The organism is Hymenobacter pini (genome assembly GCF_020421205.1).
Lineage (GTDB): Bacteria > Bacteroidota > Bacteroidia > Cytophagales > Hymenobacteraceae > Hymenobacter > Hymenobacter pini.
The window spans coordinates 906,822-929,223 of record NZ_JAIZZH010000003.1; the positions used below are offsets into that span (position 1 = coordinate 906,822).

The window sequence follows — 22,402 nt, forward strand, 5'->3', positions numbered from 1 at the left end:
TCGCGTATCGGGGGACGGCGGGCGGCAAAAAAGCCGTTCAACAGCACGCGAAGCAAAGGCTTCGCGCTACGGGCCCAACAGCCGCCACCAGCGCCGGTGTTCCTACCTTTGCCGGTATGCGCAAACTTTCCATGGAAGAGCTGAACCGGCTGACGGTGGCAGACTTCAAAAATACGCGAAAATTCCCCCTCACCCTAGTGCTCGACAACGTGCGGAGCCTGCACAACGTGGGGGCCGCCTTCCGCACCTGCGACGCCTTTGCGGTGGAAAAAGTGTGGCTCTGCGGCATTACGGGCCGCCCGCCCCAGCGCGAAATCACCAAAACGGCCCTGGGCTCCACCGAGTCGGTGGCCTGGGAGTACGCGCCTACTACCCTGGAGGCGCTGCGGCAGCTGAAGGCCGCCGGCTACCAGCTGATTGCCGTGGAGCAGACCACCGGCAGCGTACCGCTCCCCGAGTTTCGGGTGGCCGCCGGCCAGCCCTACGCGCTGATAATGGGCAACGAGGTGTTTGGGGTGGATGATGAGGTGCTGGCCCTGTGCGACGCGGCGGTGGAAATTCCGCAGTTCGGCACCAAGCACAGCCTGAACGTGAGCGTAGCCGCCGGGGTGGTGCTGTGGCACTTTATTCAGGCCCTAGGGCAGGCTTCTACAAAGTAAGCCTAGAGGCCCGACTACCAACTTGTTAATTTTTAATAAAACTCTCTGCTGAATTAGGCATAAAAACAGCCAATTGTTGTGTAAATTTGAACGGACTACCCAGCGCGGTAGTCCGTTTTGCATTTGCTTCACTTACTACTCACTGTTATTTGCAGTTAATGAAATCAACTTCTACTCTTGCTTTCATGCGGACGCTCGGGCTGGCCTCTATGCTGGTGCTACCGGGCTTGGCAGCCGCCCAAACCTCGCCGCTGGACCAGGCGCTGGGGGCGCTCAAGGCCCGTCAGTCGAAGCTGGGCCTGCGTACTGCGGATTTGACCGATGCTACGGTTACCAGCCAGTACACCGACCAGCAGAATGGTATCACGCACGTATATCTACGGCAGCGGGTACAGGGCATTGAAGTGTACGGAGCCGTAGCCGACGTGCACCTCAGCCAGGCCGGCAAAGTAACCGACCTGCATAGCAACTTCGTGTCCAACGTAGCCGCTCAGGCGCGTAGCGCAGCTCCTTCACTTACTCCGGAGCAAGCCGTAGCCGCCGCTGCCAAGGCACTGGGCATGGGCGCACCGCGCAGCCTGAGCTTGGAGAAAGCCGGCTCGGCCGCTGAGGGCATGGAGTTCAACGACGGAGGCATCTCGCTGGATAAGATTCCGGTGAAGCTGATGTACCAGCCGCTGTCCAACGGCAGCCTGCAGCTGGTGTGGGACGTAACGCTGGCTCCGCTCAACGGGGAGCATTACTGGAACGTGCGCGTGGACGCGGCTTCCGGTGCCCTGCTCGACAAAACCGACTATACCATTTCGGAGAGCTTCAGCATTGCCTCGCTGACCCGTCCGCTGGCTATGGCCGCTGCTACTGCACCGGCTCCGGCCCCCACCACGGCGCATAAGCCTGCTGCCCCTAACAGCTACAATGTGTGGCCCATTACGGTGGAAAGCCCCTCGCACGGTGCCCGCCAGGTGGTAACCAACCCGGCCGACGCCGTGACGTCGCCCTTCGGCTGGCACGATACCAACGGTGCCGCTGGCCCGGAATACACCATCACGCGCGGTAATAACGTGCACGCCTACGACGACCGGAAAAACACCAACACCTACACGGCCGGCACCAACGTAAGCCCCGATGGTGGTGCGAATCTGGAGTTCGACTTCCCGTTTGATAACTCCCTGGCTGCTACGCCCGTCAGCAACCTCAACGCAGCCGTAGTGAACCTGTTCTACTGGAACAACCTGATGCACGACGTGATGGCCCGCAAAGGCTTTGACGAAGTGAGCGGCAACTTCCAGGTGAAAAACTACACCGGCGCCGGCCTCGGCAACGACTACGTGCAAGCGGAAGCCCAGGACGCATCGACGGCTGCTACGGTAAGCCTCAACAACGCCAACTTCTCCACTCCCGTGGATGGTACCCGCCCCCGGATGCAGATGTACCTGTGGGACCGTTCGGAGCTTGCCATCAACGTAACGGCACCCAGCAACTTAGCCGGGCCGCTGGTAGCTAACGAAGCCAACTTCAGCCGCAAGCTGGTGAAAGTAGGCCCGGTATCGGGCAAGCTGGTACTGGCCAACGACGGCAGCACCGACCCCACGCTGGGTTGCAACGCTACGTACGCCAATGCCGCTGACGTGAGTGGCAACATTGCCCTGATCGACCGTGGCACTTGCAACTTCGGCCTGAAAGTGAAAAACGCTCAGAACGCCGGGGCCAAGATGGCGGTGATTATCGACAACACCGTGGGTGGCACAACGCCCATCGTGATGGGCGGTTCGGCTGACACCGTGGGCGTACGTATTCCGGCTATTTCTATCCTGAAATCGGACGGCGACAAACTCAAGGCGGCGCTGGCTGCCGGCCAGACTGTTACCATTACGGCTTCCGGTAACTACTACATGCGCGACGGTGACTTTGATAACGGCATCATTGCGCACGAGTATGGCCACGGTATTTCCAACCGCCTCACGGGTGGCCCGGCCAACTCCAGCTGCCTCACCAGCGCCGAGCAAATGGGTGAAGGCTGGAGTGACTTCTTCGCGCTGTGGATGACTACCAAGCCCGGTGACGTAGGCACTACCGGCCGCGGCATTGGCACGTACGCTTCCTTCGAGCCCACCACGGGTGAGGGCATCCGCCCGACCCGCTACAGCACTGATACGAAGATTAACCCGGCTACATACGCCCTCATTGGCACCGGCGCTTACAATACCTACGTAGATGGCAACGGCCAAACCCGCAACCAGGTACACAATATTGGCTACGTGTGGGCTACTGCCCTGTGGGATATGAACTGGGCCCTGATCAACAAGTACGGCTACAATGCTGACCTGACGGCCAAAACCGGCGGTAACAACATTGCCCTGCAGCTGGTGCTGGATGGCTGCAAGCTGCAGCCCTGCAACCCAGGCTTCCTGGACGGCCGTAACGCCATTCTGAAGGCTGACTCCATCAACAACAAAGCCGCCAACGCGGCCCTCATCTGGCAGGTATTTGCCCGCCGTGGCATGGGTGCCAGCGCCGTACAGGGCAGCAGCAACGTCCTCACCGACCAGAAAGCTGCCTTCGACCTGCCCTCCTCTATCCTGAGCACCAAGCAGCTCAGCGAGCAGATGCTAGAAGTATACCCCAACCCCGCTACCGATCAGCTAATGGTGCGCACGCAAGTGAGCAGCCGCCTGCCGGTACAGGTAGAGGTAGTTTCGCTGCTGGGCCAGCGCGTGAGCACGCAAACGGTGTCCGCCGCCCGCCTCCAGCAGGAAGGCGTAACGGTGAACACCAGCAAGCTGGCCGCCGGTGTGTACGTGGTGCGCCTCACTACTTCGGAGGGCACCATTACCAAGAAAGTAGCCGTGCAACACTAAGCGGAGGCACGATACTGCGTAATACAACCCGCCCGGCACGTTGCCGGGCGGGTTTATTTTTTCCATCACTCATGTCCGACTTTCACCGCCCCGACGCCGCATTAGCTGCACTGCGCCCAACTGTGCAGGTTTCCGCTACGCCCAATGATACTCCGGTTGCGCATTTCCTGCACACGACGCTGCGGCCCGTGCTCAAGCTCCAGCATGATGTGCTGCTGCTGGTAGTAGCTGATTTTGTGCGTGACCACCATATTCCATTGTCGTCTGCCGCTGGCACGGAGCAGCAACGGCTCCTGACGGAGCTACTCAGCCGCAACACGAAACTGCGCTATACTATTGTGGGCCTAATAGTGGGCCAATTCACCCGGCCCGAGCTGGCCACTTACCGCCAGCACCGCCCCGAGCTGAACCGCCGGCTGCTGGAGCTGGCCAGCCGCCGCGTGCAGGACCAGGCCGCTGCAGTAGCGACGCTAAGTAGCGCGGCATGAGCTATTACGAGGACTTAGGCATTCCGGAGCATACTACCCCCGACGATATCCGGCGGGCGTACCGGCGGCTGGTACTGCTTACCCACCCCGACCGCACACCCGATCCGGCGGCGCACCAGCAGTTTCTGCGCATCAATGAAGCCTATGAAACGCTCAGCGAACCGGTCCGACGGACAGCGTACGATATGCGCCGGAAGCAACACGTAGCGCCGGTACAAGCTTCTGCTACACCGCGCACCCACCGCCGTGCCTACGCCCCCAGGCGCCCCCGGTCCCGCTACAATCTACGGCCCTATGTATGGCCGGTGCAGATACTGGGGCGGCTACTGATTGGGCTAGCCGTGGGTGTGCTGCTGGATTATTACGTGCTCCGCTACACCACAACGGCACAGCTACTAACCGTGGATTGGGTGCATGCGCCGGCCTATACTCAACTTTGCATTACGGATAAGGGCATTTTCCCGTCACCCGATACGATACCAGCAGCTACTACTCAGCTACGCCTGGAACGCTCCAGGCTTATGCGCATTGTACACAAAGCCTGGCTCCCTAATGGACAAGCGCTACCCGTAGCGTCTCCTAGACTCGCCCTTGTTTGGTTTAGCGGAATAGTGCTGGTCGTGGCGTTGCTTACACAATGGCCCAGGCTGTCGTTGGTAGTGCGGGTGTATCTGCTGGTAGCGGCTATGGTGGCAGCCTGTATCGTCGGGCTCATGCTGCACCGGGTAGTAGCGTCCTGATATTCCCCGCAACCCTATAAAAAATGCCCGCAGCTAAAGCTGCGGGCATTTTTTACGGACAACCGGTTACGTGCGGCTTAGTCGTACTGCGAGTCGCGCAGGTGCACGGGGGTTGCTTTCTTGCGCAGGCGCATGTTCAGCACTTCCACAATCAGGGAGAAGAACATAGCGAAGTAGATGTAACCTTTCTCGATTTCCTTGTGGAAAGCCTCCATCACCAGCATCACCCCAATCATAATCAGGAAGGAGAGAGCAAGCATTTTGATGGTGGGGTTCTTGTTCACGAAATCGGCCACTACGCCTGAGAAGGCCAGCATCACGCCCATTGAGAGGATAACGGCCAGAATCATAATCAGCACGTTATCGACCAAGCCCACCGCCGTCAGAATGGAATCGAAGCTGAACACAATGTCGATGAGGATAATCTGAAAGATGATGCTCCCCATCGAAGTGCCGCCTTTACCGGCTTCAGCTTCCTCTTCCTCGCCCTGCAGCTTGGTATGAATTTCGGTGGTGCTCTTACCAATCAGGAACAAGCCCCCAGCCAGCAGGATCAGGTCCCGGCCAGTTACACCGAAGTCGTGGTCGGCCCACGGCACGTCTATGTGGAACAGCGGTGCTTTCAGACCCACAATCCAGCTGATGCTCAGCAACAGCCCAATGCGGCACAGCAGCGCCAGCAGCAGCCCGATGCTGCGCCCCCGCTTCTGCATCTCGCGGGGCAGGCGGTTGACGATGATGGAGATAAAAATGATGTTATCAATACCCAGCACAATTTCCATGAACGTAAGCGTGAGCAGGCTTACCCAGGTTTGCGGGTTGGAGAAAACGGAAAAATCGAAGTGCATGAAGCCGGTTGTGGTGAGGTGACGGAGTGGAGAGTCAGGAGCTGACTACGCGCTTAGGACTTCATATTTACGAATTGCAGGGGCTGCTCAATGCTGGCCTGGCGCACGGCGGCAATGGCCGCCTGCAGCTCATCAATTTTCTTGGCCGTTACGCGCACCTGGTCGTCCTGCATTTGGGCCTCTACCTTCACTTTGGCATCCTTGATGGCCTTGATGATTTTGCGGCCTACCTCTTTATCTACCCCGGCGCGCACTTTCACCACCTTCTTCACCAAAGCCCCGCTGGGCTGCTCCTCGGCCGAAAAATCCAGGGCAGTGCCATCGATACCCTGCTTCACAATGCGCCCCAGCAGGATGTTTTCCAAGGCCTGTACCCGCATGGAGTTCTCCGAAGATAAGGTGATGGTATTAGCCTTCTTGTCGAGTTCAATGCCGCCTTTGGTGTCACGCAGGTCGTAGCGGGTTTGCAGTTCTTTTTTGGCCGTGTTTACCGCATTTTCTAGAGTTTGCGGGTCCACTTTGCTTACAATATCGAAAGATGCCATGGGTAAAAGAAGTTAATCAGGGATGAGAACAGGGAGAGTCAGGGCGCCAAAGATACAGCAGCAACTGCAGGGCCCGCCGCCCCAGCTGAAATTGTACGTGAGTTATCCGTAATTCGCTACGGCACTCACTTATCCTCTTCCCATGCACATTGCCTCTCCCGCTTCGGCCACCGACTGGGCCGCGTATTATCACCTGCGCTACGAAGTGCTGCGCCAGCCCTGGCAGCAGCCCGAAGGCTCGGAGCGGGCCGACGATGACCTGGCCCCCACTACTACGCACGCGCTTGTGCTGGCTCCCGAGGGGTACGCAACGGCCGTTGGCCGCGTGCACCCCAGCGGCCCCGGCCAGGGCCAGATGCGCTTTATGGCCGTGCATCCGGCATGGCAGGGCCGCGGCTTGGGCGGGCAGGTGCTTGGATACCTGGAGGAAGCCGCCCGCCAGCAAGGCCTCAGGGAAATAGTGCTGCACGCCCGCGAAAACGCCGTTCCCTTCTACCAACGGCACGGGTACACCGTAGTAGAGCCCTCGCATACCTTATTTGGCCAGATTCCGCATTTTCTGATGCGTAAGCACCTTTCCTGAGGCTCCTTACGCACAGTCACATTACTCCCACTACACCTTCCCTTCATGGAACAGGCCCCTGATGCCGCCACGCTCATCGCCATCTACAACCAGATCAACCAGTACGGCCGAACCAATGGCATGGAGCTATTCATGACCCAGCCCGGCGAGGTACGCTACACCATGACTATTCGCCCCGAGCACCTCTCCTCGCCGGGCACTTGCCACGGCGGGGTACTGGCGGGCCTCATGGATTCGGCGTTGGGTGCGGCGGCGCTTTCGCTGGCTTTCACGGCGGGTGAACTGGTATCTACGGTTGAGTTTAAAATCAACTACCTCCACCCGGTACACCTGCACGACCACCTAGTAGCGCACGGCACAGTGGAGCACAGCGGCAAAACCCTGGTGGTAAGCAGCGCCACCATTGTATGCCCTGCCCGCGACAACCTGGTGGTAGCCCGTGGCTTGGGCACCTTTAACCGCTACCCCGCCACCAAGCGCGACTTCCACGACCTGCTGTTTCCCTCAGACGAAGAAGGCCAGAATCCAATGTAGCTGTCATCCTGGCTTATGCAAAAAGCCGCCAAAAACCTGCGTAAAGCAAGTTTTTGGCGGCTTTTTCAACGTACCGAACCGCTATAATTCGTGGTGGTTACAGACGTTCGGGCGAGCTAGCCGATTCGTGCTCATGGTCGTACTCGTCACCGTCCAATTCCGGTGCTTCTACTTTCCGTACGTTCCGGGCGCAGTCCTCATCACGGTGGTTGCGGCCTACCGTAAATTCAACCCAGTCACCTTCGCGCAGTTCGTTAAAGTCGCCCTCGGCCATATCGGCGTAGCTGAAGAACAAGTTGTTCGGAGGCATCACCACAAAACCGAAGCCATTTTTCAGGTTTTTGATGGTGCTGATGCCAACCGTACCAACCGGCCCGGCAGCCGTAGGGCCAGTGGGGCGCACGGGTTTTACCACCGGATAAGCAGCCGGCTCGGGCGTATTCACGAACATTGTTTCAATCAGCTCATCATTGCTGTTGAGCCCCTGATCAATAATTTCGTGCATCTGCACCGGATAGGTAGCTTGGTCCAGCAACTGCTGCGAAGCACGGGTTACGCGGTTTTCACCCTTGAAATCGGTGTACTTGAAGTCCCAGTTCAGCAGCATCACGCGGGTACCTACCGTGTTCAGCTTCTTAATCAGGGGGGCGTAGTCGGAGTCGCCGGCAATGAGCACTACCACGTCGAAGCTTTTGTGGATGGCCAACTCCAGCGCTTCCAATGACAGCCACACGTCAATACCCTTCTCCTGCAACCGCCCGTCGCGGGTTTTCAGGGGCATGTAATGCGTCTGGATACCCATGTTCATCAGGATATCGTCCAACAGGCGGTCATGGAACAGGCGGTCCTTATCCCGTGCTTCCGTAGCCGAGAGGCGGCCGCGGAAGAAATGAGCATCAATAATCTGGCTGAGACGTACGTCTACGTCTTCTTCTTCAGCTACTTGATGACGGATAAATTCATGCAGGCCTTCTAAGCTAATGCGGGCCTTACGGTCATGCTGGAAGTAGTAGTAATCACTGATTTTCAGGAAATAATTGCCGTCATAGAAGACGCCGATCCTGATCAGAGGGCTATTCATCTGGTTCATACAAGAAACGGTTTGAGCGCAAAAAGGTGTGTGTGAGTAAGAGCGGGTAGGTTGGTTCGGTATGACAAGGCGGGTAGCCAGGTCAGGTCAAAGATACTGAGTATCAAACTTACGGTATTACCAAAATCCATAGAGCGGATTTTTTTACCACATAATCATGTGAGCTGTTCAGAGGACGGGCACTGCACGATGCTTGTTTACAGGCAAAGACAATGTTGTACGATGAATGACGCATGAAGAGCCGAATAATTCGTGCTCATGCTGAGCATTCTGGCATTTTTTGCCTGCAGTAATTTTCAGAAACCTGCGCTTAAATAGCAAGTTATCTATATATATTCTATTTTCTCATATAATACAATTCGTATACGTTCTGTCTAATATTTGGCGAGGCAGGGCGCTAAGCTCCTGGCAAACTCCTGTATGGCTTCTTCTTTCAATAATCCAAAAACGTAATCCGGAGCTTCTACCAAAAGTAGTTATTTCCTATATTCTATGCGGCCATTACTCGTTCAACCCATGTACTTGATGGCTAAAGCCACAGCATTTGAGGACTAACGTCGCGGAGTGGCTGTTGTATCCAAGACACAAAGATACAGCCCCGAGTTCTTTAGAATCAATCTAACATTTTTATCTACTTAGCCACAGTAGCGCAACCAACACCGCGTAGCCTGTGCAAATAGCTACTTCCAGCAGGTTGCCACTTTTAGAGCCCGTTCGGATCAGCGGGATTTTCAGGCAGACATCGGTTAGGGGTCGGAACCACTTTACCCCGGCTTTGGTAAGCGTATCGGCCAGCAGGTGGGAAACGTAGCCGCCGCCGGCAAACAGCGCAACGCCGTGCCAGCCCAGGCTCTGGTTAGCCAGATGCCCGATGTAGGTCCAAAGGCCGGCGGCCCAGATGGTGTGCGTCCAGGAGCGGTGAGCGGTAAAGGGAGCCACCGCCACGAAACACCCCAGCATACTGAGCCACACGTAGCCGGTGTACAGGCCCGCCACCACCGTGCACAGGCCCGTGAACAGCAGGGCCAGCTTGCGGGTGGAGTCGCCCTGCATGGCGGCCCCGATGAGGCCAAACGCCAGCGCCGCCGTGAAGCCCATGCGCCTATCGGGGCCGGGCGGCAGCTGGAAGTGCGTGTACAAGGCCAAGCCTGCGGCTACCACAATAAAGGCCCAGCGCACGTAGTTCTGGGCGAATCCCAGGCGTTTACTAAGTCGGGAGCCGGGATGGTCGAGGTCAGGAGCCAAGGAGGAGAAACCGGCCAGGGCAATACCTGCGGGCGAGAAAGGGACACCGGGCACCAGAGCTGCCACGGCTACGCCGGTGATGAGGCCAATGGCCAAGTGAGAAGAGCCGCGCACGGAAGAAGCAGAAACAGTAAAAGGGCCGCGAAGATACCACCCGGCACCGTTCCTAAATACGGTTCAGCTAGCACAATTTGCTGGCCTAACCGGCGGCGCGCTGGGGCCGCCACCAAGGGTATAGATAGGGCTCCAGCAGTGACAACAGGGGGAGCTTACCCAGCAGGCAGCTTCGCTCCTGTTGACGCCTCAAGCCAGCTTACCAGTTACCGGAACTGCCCTTCAGGTTGCCCTGAATGTCACGCACCTGGTTTTCCAGCAGGGCCAGGCCCCGGCGGAAAGCATCGGCTACCTCCGCCTTTTCTTCATCAGGCAGGGGGCCGTGTTGTTGCACCTGCTCCCGAACGTGGCGCAGGTGGTTGAGCAGATCATCCCACTCATCGGGGGACGGATTGGTCGCGGAAGTAGTCATGAGCAAGGCAAAGCCGGGGAAGACAGGAACTAGCGCGGGTGGGGATGGGAAGATACGGCAGTAACGCCGAAAAGTGTTGGAAACTTTCGAGGCGTGGGTGTGGTATTGATTAACGCGCTTCTGCTTTATAAACTAGCAGCTAGCTTCCCTCCTCAGTTGAAGAGGGGTTGGGTGTGGTTGCACAACCAGAACTAAAAGCCAGAAGTAGTAGCTCGTTCTGCCGTTATCAACCACCCCCAACCCCTCCTCATCTGAGGAGGGGAACTAGTTTTAGCTGTAGTTTGCAGCGTTGCCACCCGCATTGCCCGACCGGATGTTCATTTGGTCGGGCTTCTACCTTTGCCTCCTCTCCTAGCCGCCCCTCGTTTTGAAGGTTTCTGATTTCCTTAAGCTCTACGCCCTCGACCCCACCATGCTGGCCGTGGGCGCCCGCCTGAACCCGGCCACCCGCAACACCCTGCGCGCCGAAGCTAAAGCCGCTGACGCGCCCGTGCGCCTGCATTTGCGCGGGCTCATCGGCTCCCAGGATGCCGTGCTGGCCGCCGCCCTGCACCGGGAGTTCCCGGACCAGCACCACCTGTTCGTGCTCCACGACCGGGAGGAGGCCGGCTACTTCCTGGCCGATTTGCAGCACTTGGTGCCCGACGAGGAGCCCCTGCTGTTCCCAACTTCCTACAAGCGGCCCTACTCCTTCGATGAGACGGAAAACGCCAACGTGCTGATGCGGGCCGAGGTGCTCAACAAGCTCAACACCCACCGCGGCCCCAAAGCCGCTGATGTGCCCGCCGAAGCTGAGGGCGACGAGGCGGCTAAAGGCAAAAAGGGCGGCAAAGCCAGCGTGAAGGAAACGGCCGGGGCGCTCATCGTCACGTATCCGGAGGCGCTGTTTGAGAAGGTAATCAACAAGAAAAGTCTGGTGGCCAACACCTTTCTGGTGAAAGTGGGCGACAAGCTGGACGTGAACTTCGTGAGCGACATGCTGGCGGAGTACGACTTCGAGCGGAGCGACTTTGTGTATGAGGCCGGGCAGTTTGCCGTGCGCGGGGGCATCGTGGACATTTTCAGCTACGCCAACGAGCTGCCCTACCGCATCGAGCTGTTTGGGGATGAGGTAGAGACCATCCGGACGTTTGACCCGGAGAGCCAGTTATCGGTGGAGAAGCGGCAGCAGGTGAGCATCATCCCGAACGTGCAAACCAAGCTGCTGCAGGAGACGCGGGAGGCGTTTCTGGACTTCATTCCGCAGAACACGGCCATCTGGGCCAAGGACGTCCGCCAGACCCTGGACGTGGTGGACGAGTACTTCGACAAGGCCGAGCACGGCTTCAAGGAGTTGCTGGCCGCTTCGGGCGGTACGCAGGTGGTGAGCAAGCCTGACGATTTGTTTGAGTCGGGGAAGTCACTGAAGAAGCTGCTGGACGGGTTTGCGGTGGTGGAGTTCGGCAAACGGTTTCACTACAAGGCGGGCGCGGAGGAGTTCCAGTTCAGCGCCAAGCCCCAGCCCAGCTTCGGCAAGGACTTCAACCGCATTGTGAAGAACCTGCACGACAACCAGAAGAAGGGCTACACCAACATCATTGCCGCCGAGCAGGTGCGCCAGGCCGACCGGCTGCGCACCATCTTCGACGAGCTGGACAACAACGTGCAGTTTCAGCACCTGCTGCTGGGCTTGCGCGAGGGGTTCATTGACGAAACGCTCAAGCTCATCGTCTACACCGACCACCAGTTGTTTGAACGCTACTACCGGGCCCAGGAAACCCGCAAATTCAGCAAGAAAAAGGCCCTTACGCTCAAGGAGCTGCGCACCCTGGTGCCCGGCGACTACGTGGTGCACCAGGACTACGGCATTGCGCGGTTTGCGGGCCTGACGCAGGTAGAAATCAACGACCGAGTGCAGGAGGCCATCCGGCTGGTGTACCGCGACGACGACGTGCTGACGGTGAGCATCCACGCCCTGCACAAGATTGCCAAGTACAGCGGCAGCGAGGGCACGCCGCCCACCATGAGCAAGCTGGGCTCCCCGGAGTGGGAAAACAAGAAGAAGTCCGTCAAGAAAAAGGTGAAGGACATTGCGGCCGAGCTGATTCGGCTGTACGCCAAGCGCAAAACCGCGCCCGGCCACGCCTTCGCCCACGACTCCTTTATGCAGGCCGAGCTGGAATCGAGCTTTATCTACGAGGACACCCCCGACCAGGCCAAGGCCACCGAAGACGTGAAGCGCGACATGGAAGTGCCCCACCCCATGGACCGCCTGGTGTGCGGGGACGTGGGCTTCGGTAAAACCGAGGTAGCCATCCGGGCCGCGTTTAAGGCCGTGGCCGATGGCAAGCAGGTAGCCATTCTGGTGCCCACCACCATCCTGGCCATGCAGCACTACAAAACCTTCCGGGAGCGGCTGGCCGATTTGCCCGTGACGGTGGAGTACGTGAACCGCTTCAAAACCACCAAGCAAATCAAGGAAACGCTGGGCCGGGTGGCCGACGGCAAAACCGATATCCTCATCGGCACCCACCGCCTCACCAACAAGGACGTGAGCTTCAAGGACCTGGGCTTGCTGATTATTGACGAGGAGCAGAAGTTCGGGGTGAAAACCAAGGACAAGCTCAAGGAGCTGAAGGTGAACGTGGACACGCTTACCCTCTCGGCCACGCCCATTCCGCGCACCCTGCACTTCTCGCTCATGGGAGCCCGCGACCTGTCAGTCATTGCCACGCCCCCGCCCAACCGCCAGCCGGTGCAAACGGAGCTGCACGTGTTTGATGAGCTACTGATTCGGGATGCTATTTCCCGGGAGCTGAAGCGGGGCGGGCAGGTGTTTTTCGTGCACAACCGCGTGAAGGACATCGAGGAGCAGGCCAGCATGATTCTGCGCCTCGTGCCCGATGCCCGCGTGACCTACGTGCACGGGCAGATGGACGGCGACCTGCTGGAAAAGCGCATGATGAAGTTCGTGGATGGCGACTACGACGTGCTGGTGGCCACCACCCTCATCGAAAGCGGCCTAGATATTCCCAACGCCAACACCATCATCATCAACCGCGCCCACATGCACGGCCTCAGCGACCTGCACCAGATGCGGGGCCGGGTAGGCCGCTCCAACAAAAAGGCCTACTGCCTGCTGCTCACGCCCCCGGTGGCCGGCCTGCCCTCCGACGCCCGCAAGCGCCTGAGCACCCTGGAGGAATTCTCGGACCTGGGCGCGGGCTTCAACGTAGCCATGCGCGACCTGGACATCCGGGGGGCGGGCAACCTGCTGGGCGGGGAGCAGTCGGGCTTTATCAACGACCTGGGCTTTGAAACCTACCACCAGATTCTGGACGAGGCCGTGCAGGAGCTCAAGGAAACCGAGTTCCGCGACCTGTTCCTCGGCGACCCTACCCAGCGCCTACAGGAAGCCGCCGGCACCGGCCGCCCCAAGGAATGCAACATCGAAACGGACCTGCAAATCCTCATCCCCGACCAGTACGTGAGCAGCGTATCGGAGCGCCTGCAGCTGTACAGCAAGCTGGACCGCGCCAAAGGCCCCGAGGAGCTGCGCAAGGTGCTCACCGGCATGGTGGACCGCTTCGGGCCGCTACCCCAGGAGGTGGAGCAGCTGGCCGACATTGTGCGCCTGCGCTGGCAGGCCTGCCAGGTGGGCTTCGAGAAGCTGACGCTGAAGAAGAACCTGCTGAAAGGCTTCATCCCGGCCGCCAACAACGAGCGGTACTTCCAGAGCGACACCTTCGGCAACATCCTCAGCTACGTGCAGACCCACCCCCGCTCCGCCTCCATGAAGGAGCGCAAGGAACAGCTCATCCTCAGTATTGAAGACGTGAAGAACGTCCAAGCCGCCAAGCGCATCCTGAGCGAGTTGGGCAGTGAGGAAACGGTGGGGGTGTAGAAAAATAGAAAAGGCGGCAAATATTTGCCGCCTTTTCTATTTTTCTTTCAAGCTTTTAAGATTATATATTTCCACTATCTTTTTATCACCAGGCCTAATTTTATTATATCTTTCAATTACTGCCTCATATGCACCAGGCACCTTTGCTGATACTTCTTTGGCATATTCTATAATTCCTTTATCAATTTTCCCTTCATACTTCTCATTATTAGAGCCATCTTTAATTTTAAAACTACCCTTATCAACATCTATAGCTAACAGACTTCCGTTTTCAATATAAATTACATCTACAAAGTTTTCCAAAGCATCTGACAGTATCTCCGTTACAAGGTAAGCCTGCTTCCATGTTATAGAAACTGAACTTGTTTTAATATTATTAGGACTTGCCCAGCTAGCCTTGAAGCTTACATGATTTTTTGCCAAAGACCTAGTAAATGACAAGTATTTGGACACAACAAAAGAATTCAAATTACTTAAAGCATAGAGCAAGTTATCTATATTATCTCCTGCTGATATTATTTTAAATAATATATTAATACTATTTTGTAACTCGCTTTGCCCAAACAAATCAACAGATGCTTTGTGTGCTTCGAGCCTTAGTCCAAACGAAGAAGGAAATGCATCTACTGTCTGCATTCTAGATTTTTCTAATACATGACTAGGTATTTTGTACGATTTATAACCTCTTTTATGAGAGTATATATAATCAACACAATCCTGAATATTTATTAGGGTCTGTCCAAGGGCTCTAGAACTTACCTGGCTAGATTTAGTATCTTCTTCTTCAAGTGCTATATCGAGAACATCAACAAAAACATGCTTCGAATAATCACTTAATTCCTCAATAGGCTCTATTGTATCAACTTTGATATTTAATTTAGCGCCTTTTTCCGGAAAATCCTCATCTGCAACTAACTCTGGTCTTCTAAACTCCAAATTAGATTCTAAACTGGAGTCAAAAGGAATATTTACTATCCAAATAAATCCATCTTCTGGATTTATACATGCACTTCTTAAATCAATTTGACCTGATTTTATATGCTGAATTCTAGTTACACTCACAGGCACATACATCCATCTATCATACCTATAATCGAGTTCTTCATCTCCAAGCCATAATACAAAATAAATCTGCCCTCCGTTATTCTTGCATGAGAATAACTTAGGACCATCATAGTAGTGAAAGACCTCTATCAACGATAGATTTCCTAGCAAAGAGTCTTTTGGCAGTGTGTTCATCACCTCTTAATTAAGTAAGCTTTCTGAACACTACCTTAAACTCGTTAGCAGGCGGAATCAACCCTAGCAACTTCCACCATGTGTGATGTGAATGTCCGCAACCAGGAAAGGAAACACTAGGCGTTGACATGATAGCTCCATGCGCATTTTGTAAATGTCCTACAGCAATCATCCGCTTTTTCATGCCTGGGATTAGCTTTTGAGCTTCTAGTATATCGTCTGATTCTGTATATACGGAGACACCACAGCTTTGGCATTCCATAGGTCCACTTATGCTTTTGCCTTCTTCCCTATAGCTTTGAAAATCGCCTGGTACTGGAGGGTCGTTTCTGACAAACCTGAAGACCGGCATATCTGGCTCAGTAGCTTCTGTAGGCGGGCAGTTGTTCGGAAAATTTGTAGGCCAAGCCATAAATCAGATATATTCAATTCACATTGTAATGTAGAAAAGGAGCGCAATATCCATTTTTTGGCGAAAGTTTGTCAGTTATTTTTAGCTTATTCTAACTGACGCAAGCTACACGCTTGTGCCTACCTATGATGAGGTTGCTCCTCATCTGCCGCAACGCGGCAAACTGGGGTTGTGCCATCTCGGCCTATCGGGTGAGGCACCGCCTCACGTCAAGGGCAGGCACGCGCTACAAGCTCGCGCCAGTTGGGGGCTGAAGCCTCTGCGGCGGCGGGCGTTGCGCCCCCGTCACTATCCCTTGTCACCCGGTCAGTACGGCTTGTCACCCCGCCGGTGGGCGTTGTCACCTGGTCAGCGGCTCTTGTCACGTGGGCAGCAGGCGTTGCCACCTCGTCAGCGGGCCTTGTCACCAGGGCAGCAGGTCTTGCCACGTGGGCAGAGGCGCTTGTCACGAGGGCAGCAGGCGTTGCCACCAGGGCAGGGTCGCTTGCCACGCCGGCAGCAGCCGTTGCCACCCCTGCCGAAATAAAGTACGGTCCAGCTTAGCGGATGCTGCCCGCCACCGCCTATCTTCCCCAGGTACTTAACCTTTATGCTTTTATGACTGATAAGCAACGCGCCCGCCTCACCATGATGCAGGCCACCCTCGCCGTCCTCGACCAGCACGCCGAGCTCTATGCCACCAACAAAGCCCTCAGCGCCGCCCGCGCCGAATTGGCCGCCCTCGTCCAGGACCTGGACCCCACCGCCGAAACCCAGCAGCGCGCCGGTGCCGCCCGCAGTGCCGGGGCCGTGAAGCAGGCCACCAAGCTGCACCTGGCCCAGCGTGCCGCCGAAGTAGCCGCCGCCCTGCTCGCCTACGCCGACGAGCAGCAGGACATCCGCCTCCACACCGACGCCGACTACACCGAGCGCCAGCTCCGCCGCGCCCCCGACAACGACCTGGCCCGCATCGCCAAGAACATCCACACCCAGGCCACCACCCACCTCACCGCCCTCCAGGAGCAGGGCGTGAGCAAGCAGGAGCTCACCGAGCTGGCCGCCGCCCTCGCCGCCTTCCAGCAGGAGCAAGCCGCCCCCCGCCTCGCCACCGCCGACGGCAAAGCCAGCACCCAGGCCCTCGCCGCCGACCTGCGCGCCGCCTCCGCCCTACTCCGCAACCGCCTCGATAAGTACCTCGTGCGCTACCAGCGCCCCGAGCCCCGCTTCTTCACCGCCTACCAGTCGGCCCGCAACGTCATCAACACCGCCGCCCGCCCCGAGCAAGCCCCCACCGTCCCCTTCCCTACCCCGGCCCCCACGCCCAGCTAGGCCACCACTACCACACTATCCTAGTGCACTAGCCGCGTCCGGCTTCCCCTGCGGGAGGCCGGACGCTTTTTTTGATAGTACCCGCAAAGCCCGTAGTACATCCTCAAGGTTTTATTGAACCACCGGACAGCTATATGTCAAAGAGTTAGGGTATTTTTGCTTGTCTATCCTTTCCTAACCGGCTCGCCTTGAAAACATTCTACGCCCTCCTGTCCGGCCTGCTGCTCACGTCCACTGCCCTGGCCCAAACTACGCCCGGCGGGGTCCGCATCGGCGCGGCCGGCACCCCCGATGCCGCCGCCATCCTCGACGTTTCGGCCACTGGCAAGGGCCTGCTCATTCCCCGCATGGACTCCGCCGCCCGCGCCGCCATTCCTACTCCCCCCGACGGGCTGATGGTGTTCCAGACCGACGGCCGCCAGGGTTTCTGGTACGCCACCGGCGGCAGCTGGGTGTTTATCCCCGACAAAGCCCGCGCCGGCGACAACCTCGGCAACCACGTCCTCGGTCGCAACCTGGTGCTTAACAACCAGCGCATCGTGGGCGGTACGGCCGCCGCGCCCGGCACCAATGGCCTCACCATCGACGCCAACGGCCTGGTCCGCCTGCGCACCAATATTCGCCCCCTGAACACCTACGACAACGGCGCCGGCCTCCGCCTCGATGATGCCGACGCCGGCCTGCTGGTGCGCACCACCATTGGCTACGGCTCCCCCACCCCGCTCATCTCGGGCCAGGGCGACCGGCTGATGTGGCTGTCATACTACGGGGCCTTCCGGGCCGGCGGCGTCGATGGCACCCAGTGGGACAACGGCAGCCTGGGCTTCTACTCGGCCGCCTTCGGCTACAACAACCTGCTAAGCGGCAACTACGGCCTGGCCAGTGGCTACAACAACACCAACCGGGGCAGCTACTCCGTAACCGTTGGCGCCAACAGCTTTGTGGATCAAACCTCCAGTGCCTCGGCCGTGTTCGGCAACCTCTGCCGCGTGAAGGGCAGCTACAGCCTGGCCACGGGCATCAACGCCCTGGCCCGGGGCCGCGCCACCTTCGCCCTGGGCGAGCGGTGCACCGCCGACGCCGATAATGCCATTGCCATGGGCCGCTACGCCTCGGCCGGTGATAAGTTCGGAACCTTCACCATCGGCGACGCCTCCGTCAACGACACGCTGCGGGCCTCGGCCAACAACCAGTTTTCGGCCCGCTACGCCGGCGGCTACCGCCTCTACTCCAACGCGGCCATGAGCATCGGGGTGGTCCTGAACGCGGGCAGCAACTCCTGGCAGATTACCTCCGACTCGACCAAAAAGGAGCTGGTACGCCTGGCCGATGGCAACCAGTTTCTGGAGCGCATCAACCGCCTGCGTCTGGGCTCCTGGAACTACCGCGGCCAGGACCCGCGCACCATGCGCCACTACGGCCCCATGGCCCAGGATTTCTACCACGCCTTCGGCCACGACGCCCTCGGCACCATCGGCAACGACTCCACCATCAACCAAGCCGACTTCGACGGGGTGAACCTGATTGCCATCCAGGCCCTCTACCGCCAGGTGCTGGAACTCAAGCAGGAAAACGCCCGGCTACAGGCGCAGCTACTGCAGCTCAGCACCCGCCCAGCCGCCGAGCCCGAAAAGGCCGCTACGGCTTCCACGGCCGCCCTGGAGGAACGCCTGCGCCGCCTCGAAGCCCTGCTCGGGGCCCAGGCCCAGCGCTAACGCCAGTCCGCCAGCAGCCTACGCTAACCCGTTGCGCCCGGCCTTTCTCATTGAAAAGGCTGGGCGCAACGGGTTAAAGGCCGAACCGCAACCGAACTACTTCAACGCCTTCGCATCATACACCACCTGCCCGCTAATGAGCGTCAGGAGGCTGGTGGTGCGGGGCAGCGCCGGGGGCGGCACCGAGAAGATATCCTGCGACAGGACCACCACATCGGCCAGCTGACCCACCGCAATCCGGCTCTTGTTGGCTTCCTAAAATTCGGTGAAGGCCGAGCCGTAGGTGTAGGCCTGCACCGCCTGCTCCCGGGTAATGGCCTTCTGGGGCTGAGCCGGCGTGAGGCTGGCCATCATACTGTTCAGAAACGGATTCAGGGGCCTATCGGAGCCCAGGGCCACCGGCCCCCCGGCCGTGAGCAGTGACGTGAGCGGCTGCATGCTCCGGCCCAGCGCTGCTGAAACAGCTGCGGCTTGGTGCAGTGCATGGGGTTCTAACCAAAAAGCCAGCTCCCCTCCTTCGCGCAGGAGAGAAACTGGCTTTTTGGTCATAGATGATGTAGTCAGTTAGCTGCCGTGGCCTGCGGTGCCGTGGCTGGGGCCTTGGCTTGCTGGCTGGTAACGGACAGGATGAGCTGCACGGTTTCGGCGGGCTGGTCCCAGTGCGGAAAATGGCCGCAGTGGTCGAACCAGTAGAGGGCGGCATCGGGGAAGGCGGCGGTGGCGCGGCGGGCCTGGCTGGGGAAGCACACCCGGTCTTGCCGGCCCCAGCCGATTACCAGCGGGTGCCGGAGGCTACCCCGCGGAGCACCCTGCTGCCGGGGTCCGTAGGCCAGGTTGCGCAGCAGCTCGTCGAATACGGGTGTGAGGGCGAAGGTGCGCAGCTCGGTGAGGGCCACCTCGGCGGGGATGCGCCAGGGCCGGGCCGAAAACTGGGCCAGCAGCAGTGTGCGGGGTAGCGCGTGGCCGGTGAGGGCGGGCAGGGCCGGTTCCAGGGCCCGCAGCAGCCGCACCGAGCCGGCTACCGAGTAGTAGAAGAACGGCACCTGCCACCCCTGCCAGAACCCGCCGGGGTCCAGGGATACCACGGCACCCACCACCCCGCGCCGGGCCAGCTCCAGCACCAGCCGCGCCCCCATGGAGGAGCCCACGCAGTCGATGCCGGTGAGCTGCCGGGCCTGCAGCCAGGTGGTAAGGGCGTCGGCCAGCTCGTAGAAGCCGTTGGGGCCGGGTAGCGGGGGCGTCTGGCCGTGGCCGGGCAGGTCTACGGCCAGTACCTCACGGTGGGCCGCCAGCTCCTTCAGAATAGGGTTCCAGGAGCGCCAGCTGCCCCCAATGCCGTGAATAAGCAGCAACGGCCGTCCGCTGCCGCGCCGAATATGATGCAGTTCCATAGGTGCGTATACCAAACAGTTGAACCATGGCCTGGTCCCCGTCGGCTTCACCAGCAGGCACAGGCTTCGATGTGGTAGTACGCGGATCCTTTGCCGGACAGCCACGTTTGAACCGGATTCTGTACACTCACTGCTTTTTATCCTGAATGGGCACCTGCCCATACGGGAGGCTGGCTGCTGATTAGCGGGCAGTGGCCTCGCTACGTCCAGTACAGCAGCGGGGCCTGGGGGAAGCGCGCGGCCCACTCCTGCTGAAAGAACGCGCGGAGCTGACGCATATCGGCGGGCTGGTACACGTATTTGGTGCCCCCAAACTTGTTGCGCTTCACCGCCCGGGTTTCCTCAGCTAAGTCCAGGGAGGTGTTGGGGTACCAGCCCAGCAGCACCTGCTTGGAGCCGGGCGTAAACCGGTGGGTAATGCACTCCAGCGTCAGGTCGCAGGGAAAGTCGAGGGTGGCGGCCAGCCTATCCAGCAACTGACGGTAGGCTTCCTGCCAACCGGGAAACGGCATAATGGGGGCTAACACCACGCCCACCGGGTAGCCGCCCCCACCCTGCTCTCGGGGTAACGCCAACTGCCGCAACGCCTGCAGCCGGGCTTCCACGGAGGCGGTACCGCCTTCCAGCTGGCGCACCAGGGGCTCGGCGTTGAGGCTGAAGCGGGCCCGGGTACGGCCGTGGTGAGGCAAGTCCATCAGTGTGTCCACGTGATTGTACTTGCTCACGAAGCGCAGGTGCGCGCCTTCTCGCTCCCCGTAGTACCGGATGCACTCGGCCAGGGAGCCGGTGAGGTGCTCAATGCCCAGCACATCGGTGTAGCAGCTTACCTCAAAGGACGTGACGCGGCCGGCCTGCTCGTACTGCTGGGTGTTCCGGAGCAATTGGGGCAGGTTGGCAAAGGCCTTTACCACGGGCGGACCGCTGAGGCTGCCGGCCAGGTAGCAGTACTGGCAGTGGGCGGGGCAGCCTTCGGCCAGGTTCATCTGCCAGTCGGCGGAAGGGGGCGTGTGCTGCAGGCGCAGGGCACTGGGTGGAGCGCATACCACGGCCAGGGTGCTTTTGGCCCGGCGGTAGGTTTCCCGGTCGTCGGCCCCGCGCAGACCGGTGATGCGGTTGGATTTCAGCAGCTCCACCTCCAGCCCCTGGGCCGTTACCCGCTCCAGCATCTGCTGGCCGAAGGGCTGATCGAGGGCATCGGGCGTGAATACCACCCGCTTGGGTAGCCACAGTTTGGCGGCGTGGGTGCGCACGGCGGGCGTGGGTTCCAGAATAGCAAGCGAGGGAAACAGCTGGGTTTGCGACATAGTCAGGTATAACACCCACCCCGCCCGGATAGCTCCCCGGAAACTAATTCTTTACGACTAAAAAGCCGCTTTTCACCTTAACAAACCGGCCTCAACATTCCCGGGCTACTCCGGCAAAATCCGCAGCACATCGGCCACTTCCTGCAGGCGCTTGGCAATGGGTTCCAGCAGCTCATCGGGCACAGGCACCTGCCCGGCACTGCGGGCTTTGAGGTAGCGCACCACGGCCATCTGGTTGTGCAAGGCTTCTTCGGCTTCGCGGCGCAACTGCTCCCAGCCAGCGGCATCGGCACTGCCCAGTACCTGGCGGCGGGCTTCCAGAGCCAGCATCACCAGGTCGGCGAGTTGCAGCAAAAGCTGCTGCTCGGCTTCCGTAAATTCCCGGGGCTCGTAGTCGGCCAGGCAAATGGTACCCAGGCACTGCCCCTGCTGGGTACGTATGGGCGCACCGGCGTAAAACTGTACCTTCAGCTGCCGCATTGCCTCCGTGTTGTAGGCATCGGTGGGCAGCAGGTGGTTGTACACCAGCACCGGCTGAGGGGCCGTAATAGCGCGGGGGCACAGGCTTTGCTCAAGGGGCAGTACCTGCTGGGCATCTAGGCCTACGCTGGCTTTGTGCCACACTTGCTGCTCCGCCACGAAGGCAATGCGCGCCACCGGCACGCTGAAGATGTAGGCCGCCAGCGCCACCAAGTCGTCGAACAGCTTTTCCTGGGCCGAATACAGGATGTCGTACGAGTCGAGCACCTCCAAACGGCTATGGTCATCGATAAGCATTCAGGTACAGCAGTTGGTACTGGCAGGCCGCACGAGCCATCCTTACAAACATACAGCAGGAACCTGCTCCCAGGAAGCTCAACCAGGAAAAAGAATACCTGCCTTGGATGTCATACCACCAGCAGTTTTTGCAGGCCGCCAGACTGTCACAAAACGGCACAGCAAATAATACTATTTCAATTTCACCTCGCCTACCACGCTAATCTAAACAGTAGGTCTACGCAGCAACTGCCTTTCCATGACATAAGCTCCTGCGT

Annotated in this window: 20 protein-coding genes; 9 read left to right on the plus strand and 11 right to left on the minus strand. The window is 58.9% G+C overall.

The features are described 5' to 3' along the window. Positions 1-116: 116 nt before the first annotated feature. The 4 genes from LF252_RS15305 (at position 117) to LF252_RS15320 (ending at position 4,745) form a co-directional block, all read left to right on the plus strand. Entirely contained in the window at positions 117-659 is a 543-nt protein-coding gene (locus tag LF252_RS15305) for an RNA methyltransferase (protein ID WP_226270444.1), read from the plus strand. A 185-nt stretch (positions 660-844) separates the two neighbouring features. Next, a complete protein-coding gene (locus LF252_RS15310; protein WP_226270445.1) occupies positions 845-3,517 on the plus strand; it encodes a T9SS-dependent M36 family metallopeptidase in 2,673 nt (890 codons plus the stop codon). A 71-nt stretch (positions 3,518-3,588) separates the two neighbouring features. Further along, positions 3,589-4,005, plus strand: a complete 417-nt coding sequence (locus LF252_RS15315; RefSeq protein WP_226270446.1) for a hypothetical protein — start codon at positions 3,589-3,591, stop codon at positions 4,003-4,005. Further along, positions 4,002-4,745, plus strand: a complete 744-nt coding sequence (locus tag LF252_RS15320; RefSeq protein ID WP_226270447.1) for a J domain-containing protein — start codon at positions 4,002-4,004, stop codon at positions 4,743-4,745. Before LF252_RS15315 ends, LF252_RS15320 begins: the two co-directional genes overlap by 4 nt. Before the next feature lie 77 nt (positions 4,746-4,822). Here the strand turns inward: LF252_RS15320 and LF252_RS15325 are convergent, their stop codons facing one another. Continuing rightward, the gene (locus LF252_RS15325; RefSeq protein ID WP_226270448.1) at positions 4,823-5,593 is read right to left on the minus strand and encodes a TerC family protein; all 771 of its coding nucleotides are present in this window, start codon (positions 5,591-5,593) and stop codon (positions 4,823-4,825) included. A 53-nt stretch (positions 5,594-5,646) separates the two neighbouring features. Next, positions 5,647-6,138 (minus strand): YajQ family cyclic di-GMP-binding protein, encoded by a 492-nt coding sequence (locus LF252_RS15330; protein ID WP_226270449.1) that lies wholly within the window; start codon positions 6,136-6,138, stop codon positions 5,647-5,649. A gap of 142 nt (positions 6,139-6,280) precedes the next feature. Between LF252_RS15330 and LF252_RS15335 the strand changes: the two genes are divergently transcribed. Beyond that, positions 6,281-6,721, plus strand: a complete 441-nt coding sequence (locus LF252_RS15335; protein ID WP_226270450.1) for a GNAT family N-acetyltransferase — start codon at positions 6,281-6,283, stop codon at positions 6,719-6,721. 45 nt (positions 6,722-6,766) lie between these two features. Further along, on the plus strand, positions 6,767-7,255 hold the full coding sequence (locus LF252_RS15340; protein WP_226270451.1) for a PaaI family thioesterase: 489 nt from the start codon (positions 6,767-6,769) through the stop codon (positions 7,253-7,255). A 97-nt stretch (positions 7,256-7,352) separates the two neighbouring features. Here the strand turns inward: LF252_RS15340 and LF252_RS15345 are convergent, their stop codons facing one another. The 3 genes from LF252_RS15345 to LF252_RS15355 form a co-directional block, all read right to left on the minus strand. Further along, positions 7,353-8,336 carry an NYN domain-containing protein gene (locus LF252_RS15345; RefSeq protein ID WP_317197859.1) on the minus strand — a complete coding sequence of 328 codons (984 nt, stop codon included), beginning with the start codon at positions 8,334-8,336 and terminating at the stop codon, positions 7,353-7,355. A gap of 636 nt (positions 8,337-8,972) precedes the next feature. Then, on the minus strand, positions 8,973-9,704 hold the full coding sequence (locus LF252_RS15350) for a metal-dependent hydrolase (protein ID WP_226270453.1): 732 nt from the start codon (positions 9,702-9,704) through the stop codon (positions 8,973-8,975). A 199-nt stretch (positions 9,705-9,903) separates the two neighbouring features. After that, positions 9,904-10,116: a hypothetical protein gene (locus LF252_RS15355; protein ID WP_226270454.1), complete on the minus strand. Its 213-nt coding sequence runs from the start codon at positions 10,114-10,116 to the stop codon at positions 9,904-9,906. Between the two features lie 367 nt (positions 10,117-10,483). Between LF252_RS15355 and mfd the strand changes: the two genes are divergently transcribed. Further along, complete coding sequence (mfd, locus tag LF252_RS15360) at positions 10,484-13,999, plus strand: transcription-repair coupling factor (protein WP_226270455.1); 3,516 nt, start codon at positions 10,484-10,486, stop codon at positions 13,997-13,999. Positions 14,000-14,035: 36 nt separating this feature from the next. Here mfd and LF252_RS15365 read toward each other — a convergent pair whose 3' ends face one another. Continuing rightward, entirely contained in the window at positions 14,036-15,238 is a 1,203-nt protein-coding gene (locus LF252_RS15365; protein ID WP_226270456.1) for a DUF6575 domain-containing protein, read from the minus strand. 1,009 nt (positions 15,239-16,247) lie between these two features. On the opposite strand from LF252_RS15365, the gene LF252_RS15370 reads away from it, so the two are divergent. Beyond that, positions 16,248-16,958: a hypothetical protein gene (locus LF252_RS15370; protein ID WP_226270457.1), complete on the plus strand. Its 711-nt coding sequence runs from the start codon at positions 16,248-16,250 to the stop codon at positions 16,956-16,958. Positions 16,959-17,146: 188 nt separating this feature from the next. Next, complete coding sequence (locus LF252_RS15375; RefSeq protein WP_226270458.1) at positions 17,147-18,673, plus strand: tail fiber domain-containing protein; 1,527 nt, start codon at positions 17,147-17,149, stop codon at positions 18,671-18,673. A gap of 96 nt (positions 18,674-18,769) precedes the next feature. Here the strand turns inward: LF252_RS15375 and LF252_RS15380 are convergent, their stop codons facing one another. The 5 genes from LF252_RS15380 to LF252_RS15400 all read right to left on the minus strand — a co-directional run bounded on the left by LF252_RS15380 (position 18,770) and on the right by LF252_RS15400 (position 22,145). Beyond that, positions 18,770-18,910, minus strand: coding sequence for an amidohydrolase family protein (locus tag LF252_RS15380; RefSeq protein WP_317197862.1), 141 nt, complete (start codon positions 18,908-18,910; stop codon positions 18,770-18,772). Positions 18,911-18,928: 18 nt separating this feature from the next. Next, positions 18,929-19,222 carry a hypothetical protein gene (locus LF252_RS15385; RefSeq protein WP_226270460.1) on the minus strand — a complete coding sequence of 98 codons (294 nt, stop codon included), beginning with the start codon at positions 19,220-19,222 and terminating at the stop codon, positions 18,929-18,931. Positions 19,223-19,233: 11 nt separating this feature from the next. Further along, positions 19,234-20,064, minus strand: a complete 831-nt coding sequence (locus LF252_RS15390) for an alpha/beta fold hydrolase (RefSeq protein WP_226270461.1) — start codon at positions 20,062-20,064, stop codon at positions 19,234-19,236. 200 nt (positions 20,065-20,264) lie between these two features. Further along, entirely contained in the window at positions 20,265-21,368 is a 1,104-nt protein-coding gene (locus LF252_RS15395; RefSeq protein WP_226270462.1) for a spore photoproduct lyase family protein, read from the minus strand. A gap of 105 nt (positions 21,369-21,473) precedes the next feature. Next, positions 21,474-22,145, minus strand: a complete 672-nt coding sequence (locus tag LF252_RS15400; protein ID WP_226270463.1) for a GAF domain-containing protein — start codon at positions 22,143-22,145, stop codon at positions 21,474-21,476. Positions 22,146-22,402 lie beyond the last annotated feature (257 nt).

Bases quoted from the DNA above. Each gene is read 5' to 3' on its own strand.
- LF252_RS15395 (WP_226270462.1), bottom strand. From the start codon at position 21,368: ATGTCGCAAACCCAGCTGTTTCCCTCGCTTGCTATTCTGGAACCCACG.
- LF252_RS15370 (WP_226270457.1), top strand. From the start codon at position 16,248: ATGACTGATAAGCAACGCGCCCGCCTCACCATGATGCAGGCCACCCTC.
- LF252_RS15315 (WP_226270446.1), top strand. From the start codon at position 3,589: ATGTCCGACTTTCACCGCCCCGACGCCGCATTAGCTGCACTGCGCCCA.
- LF252_RS15330 (WP_226270449.1), bottom strand. From the start codon at position 6,138: ATGGCATCTTTCGATATTGTAAGCAAAGTGGACCCGCAAACTCTAGAA.
- LF252_RS15320 (WP_226270447.1), top strand. From the start codon at position 4,002: ATGAGCTATTACGAGGACTTAGGCATTCCGGAGCATACTACCCCCGAC.
- LF252_RS15310 (WP_226270445.1), top strand. From the start codon at position 845: ATGCGGACGCTCGGGCTGGCCTCTATGCTGGTGCTACCGGGCTTGGCA.
- LF252_RS15305 (WP_226270444.1), top strand. From the start codon at position 117: ATGCGCAAACTTTCCATGGAAGAGCTGAACCGGCTGACGGTGGCAGAC.
- LF252_RS15355 (WP_226270454.1), bottom strand. From the start codon at position 10,116: ATGACTACTTCCGCGACCAATCCGTCCCCCGATGAGTGGGATGATCTG.
- LF252_RS15345 (WP_317197859.1), bottom strand. From the start codon at position 8,336: ATGAATAGCCCTCTGATCAGGATCGGCGTCTTCTATGACGGCAATTAT.
- LF252_RS15365 (WP_226270456.1), bottom strand. From the start codon at position 15,238: ATGAACACACTGCCAAAAGACTCTTTGCTAGGAAATCTATCGTTGATA.
- LF252_RS15400 (WP_226270463.1), bottom strand. From the start codon at position 22,145: ATGCTTATCGATGACCATAGCCGTTTGGAGGTGCTCGACTCGTACGAC.
- LF252_RS15340 (WP_226270451.1), top strand. From the start codon at position 6,767: ATGGAACAGGCCCCTGATGCCGCCACGCTCATCGCCATCTACAACCAG.
- LF252_RS15385 (WP_226270460.1), bottom strand. From the start codon at position 19,222: ATGACCAAAAAGCCAGTTTCTCTCCTGCGCGAAGGAGGGGAGCTGGCT.
- LF252_RS15390 (WP_226270461.1), bottom strand. From the start codon at position 20,064: ATGGAACTGCATCATATTCGGCGCGGCAGCGGACGGCCGTTGCTGCTT.
- LF252_RS15325 (WP_226270448.1), bottom strand. From the start codon at position 5,593: ATGCACTTCGATTTTTCCGTTTTCTCCAACCCGCAAACCTGGGTAAGC.
- LF252_RS15335 (WP_226270450.1), top strand. From the start codon at position 6,281: ATGCACATTGCCTCTCCCGCTTCGGCCACCGACTGGGCCGCGTATTAT.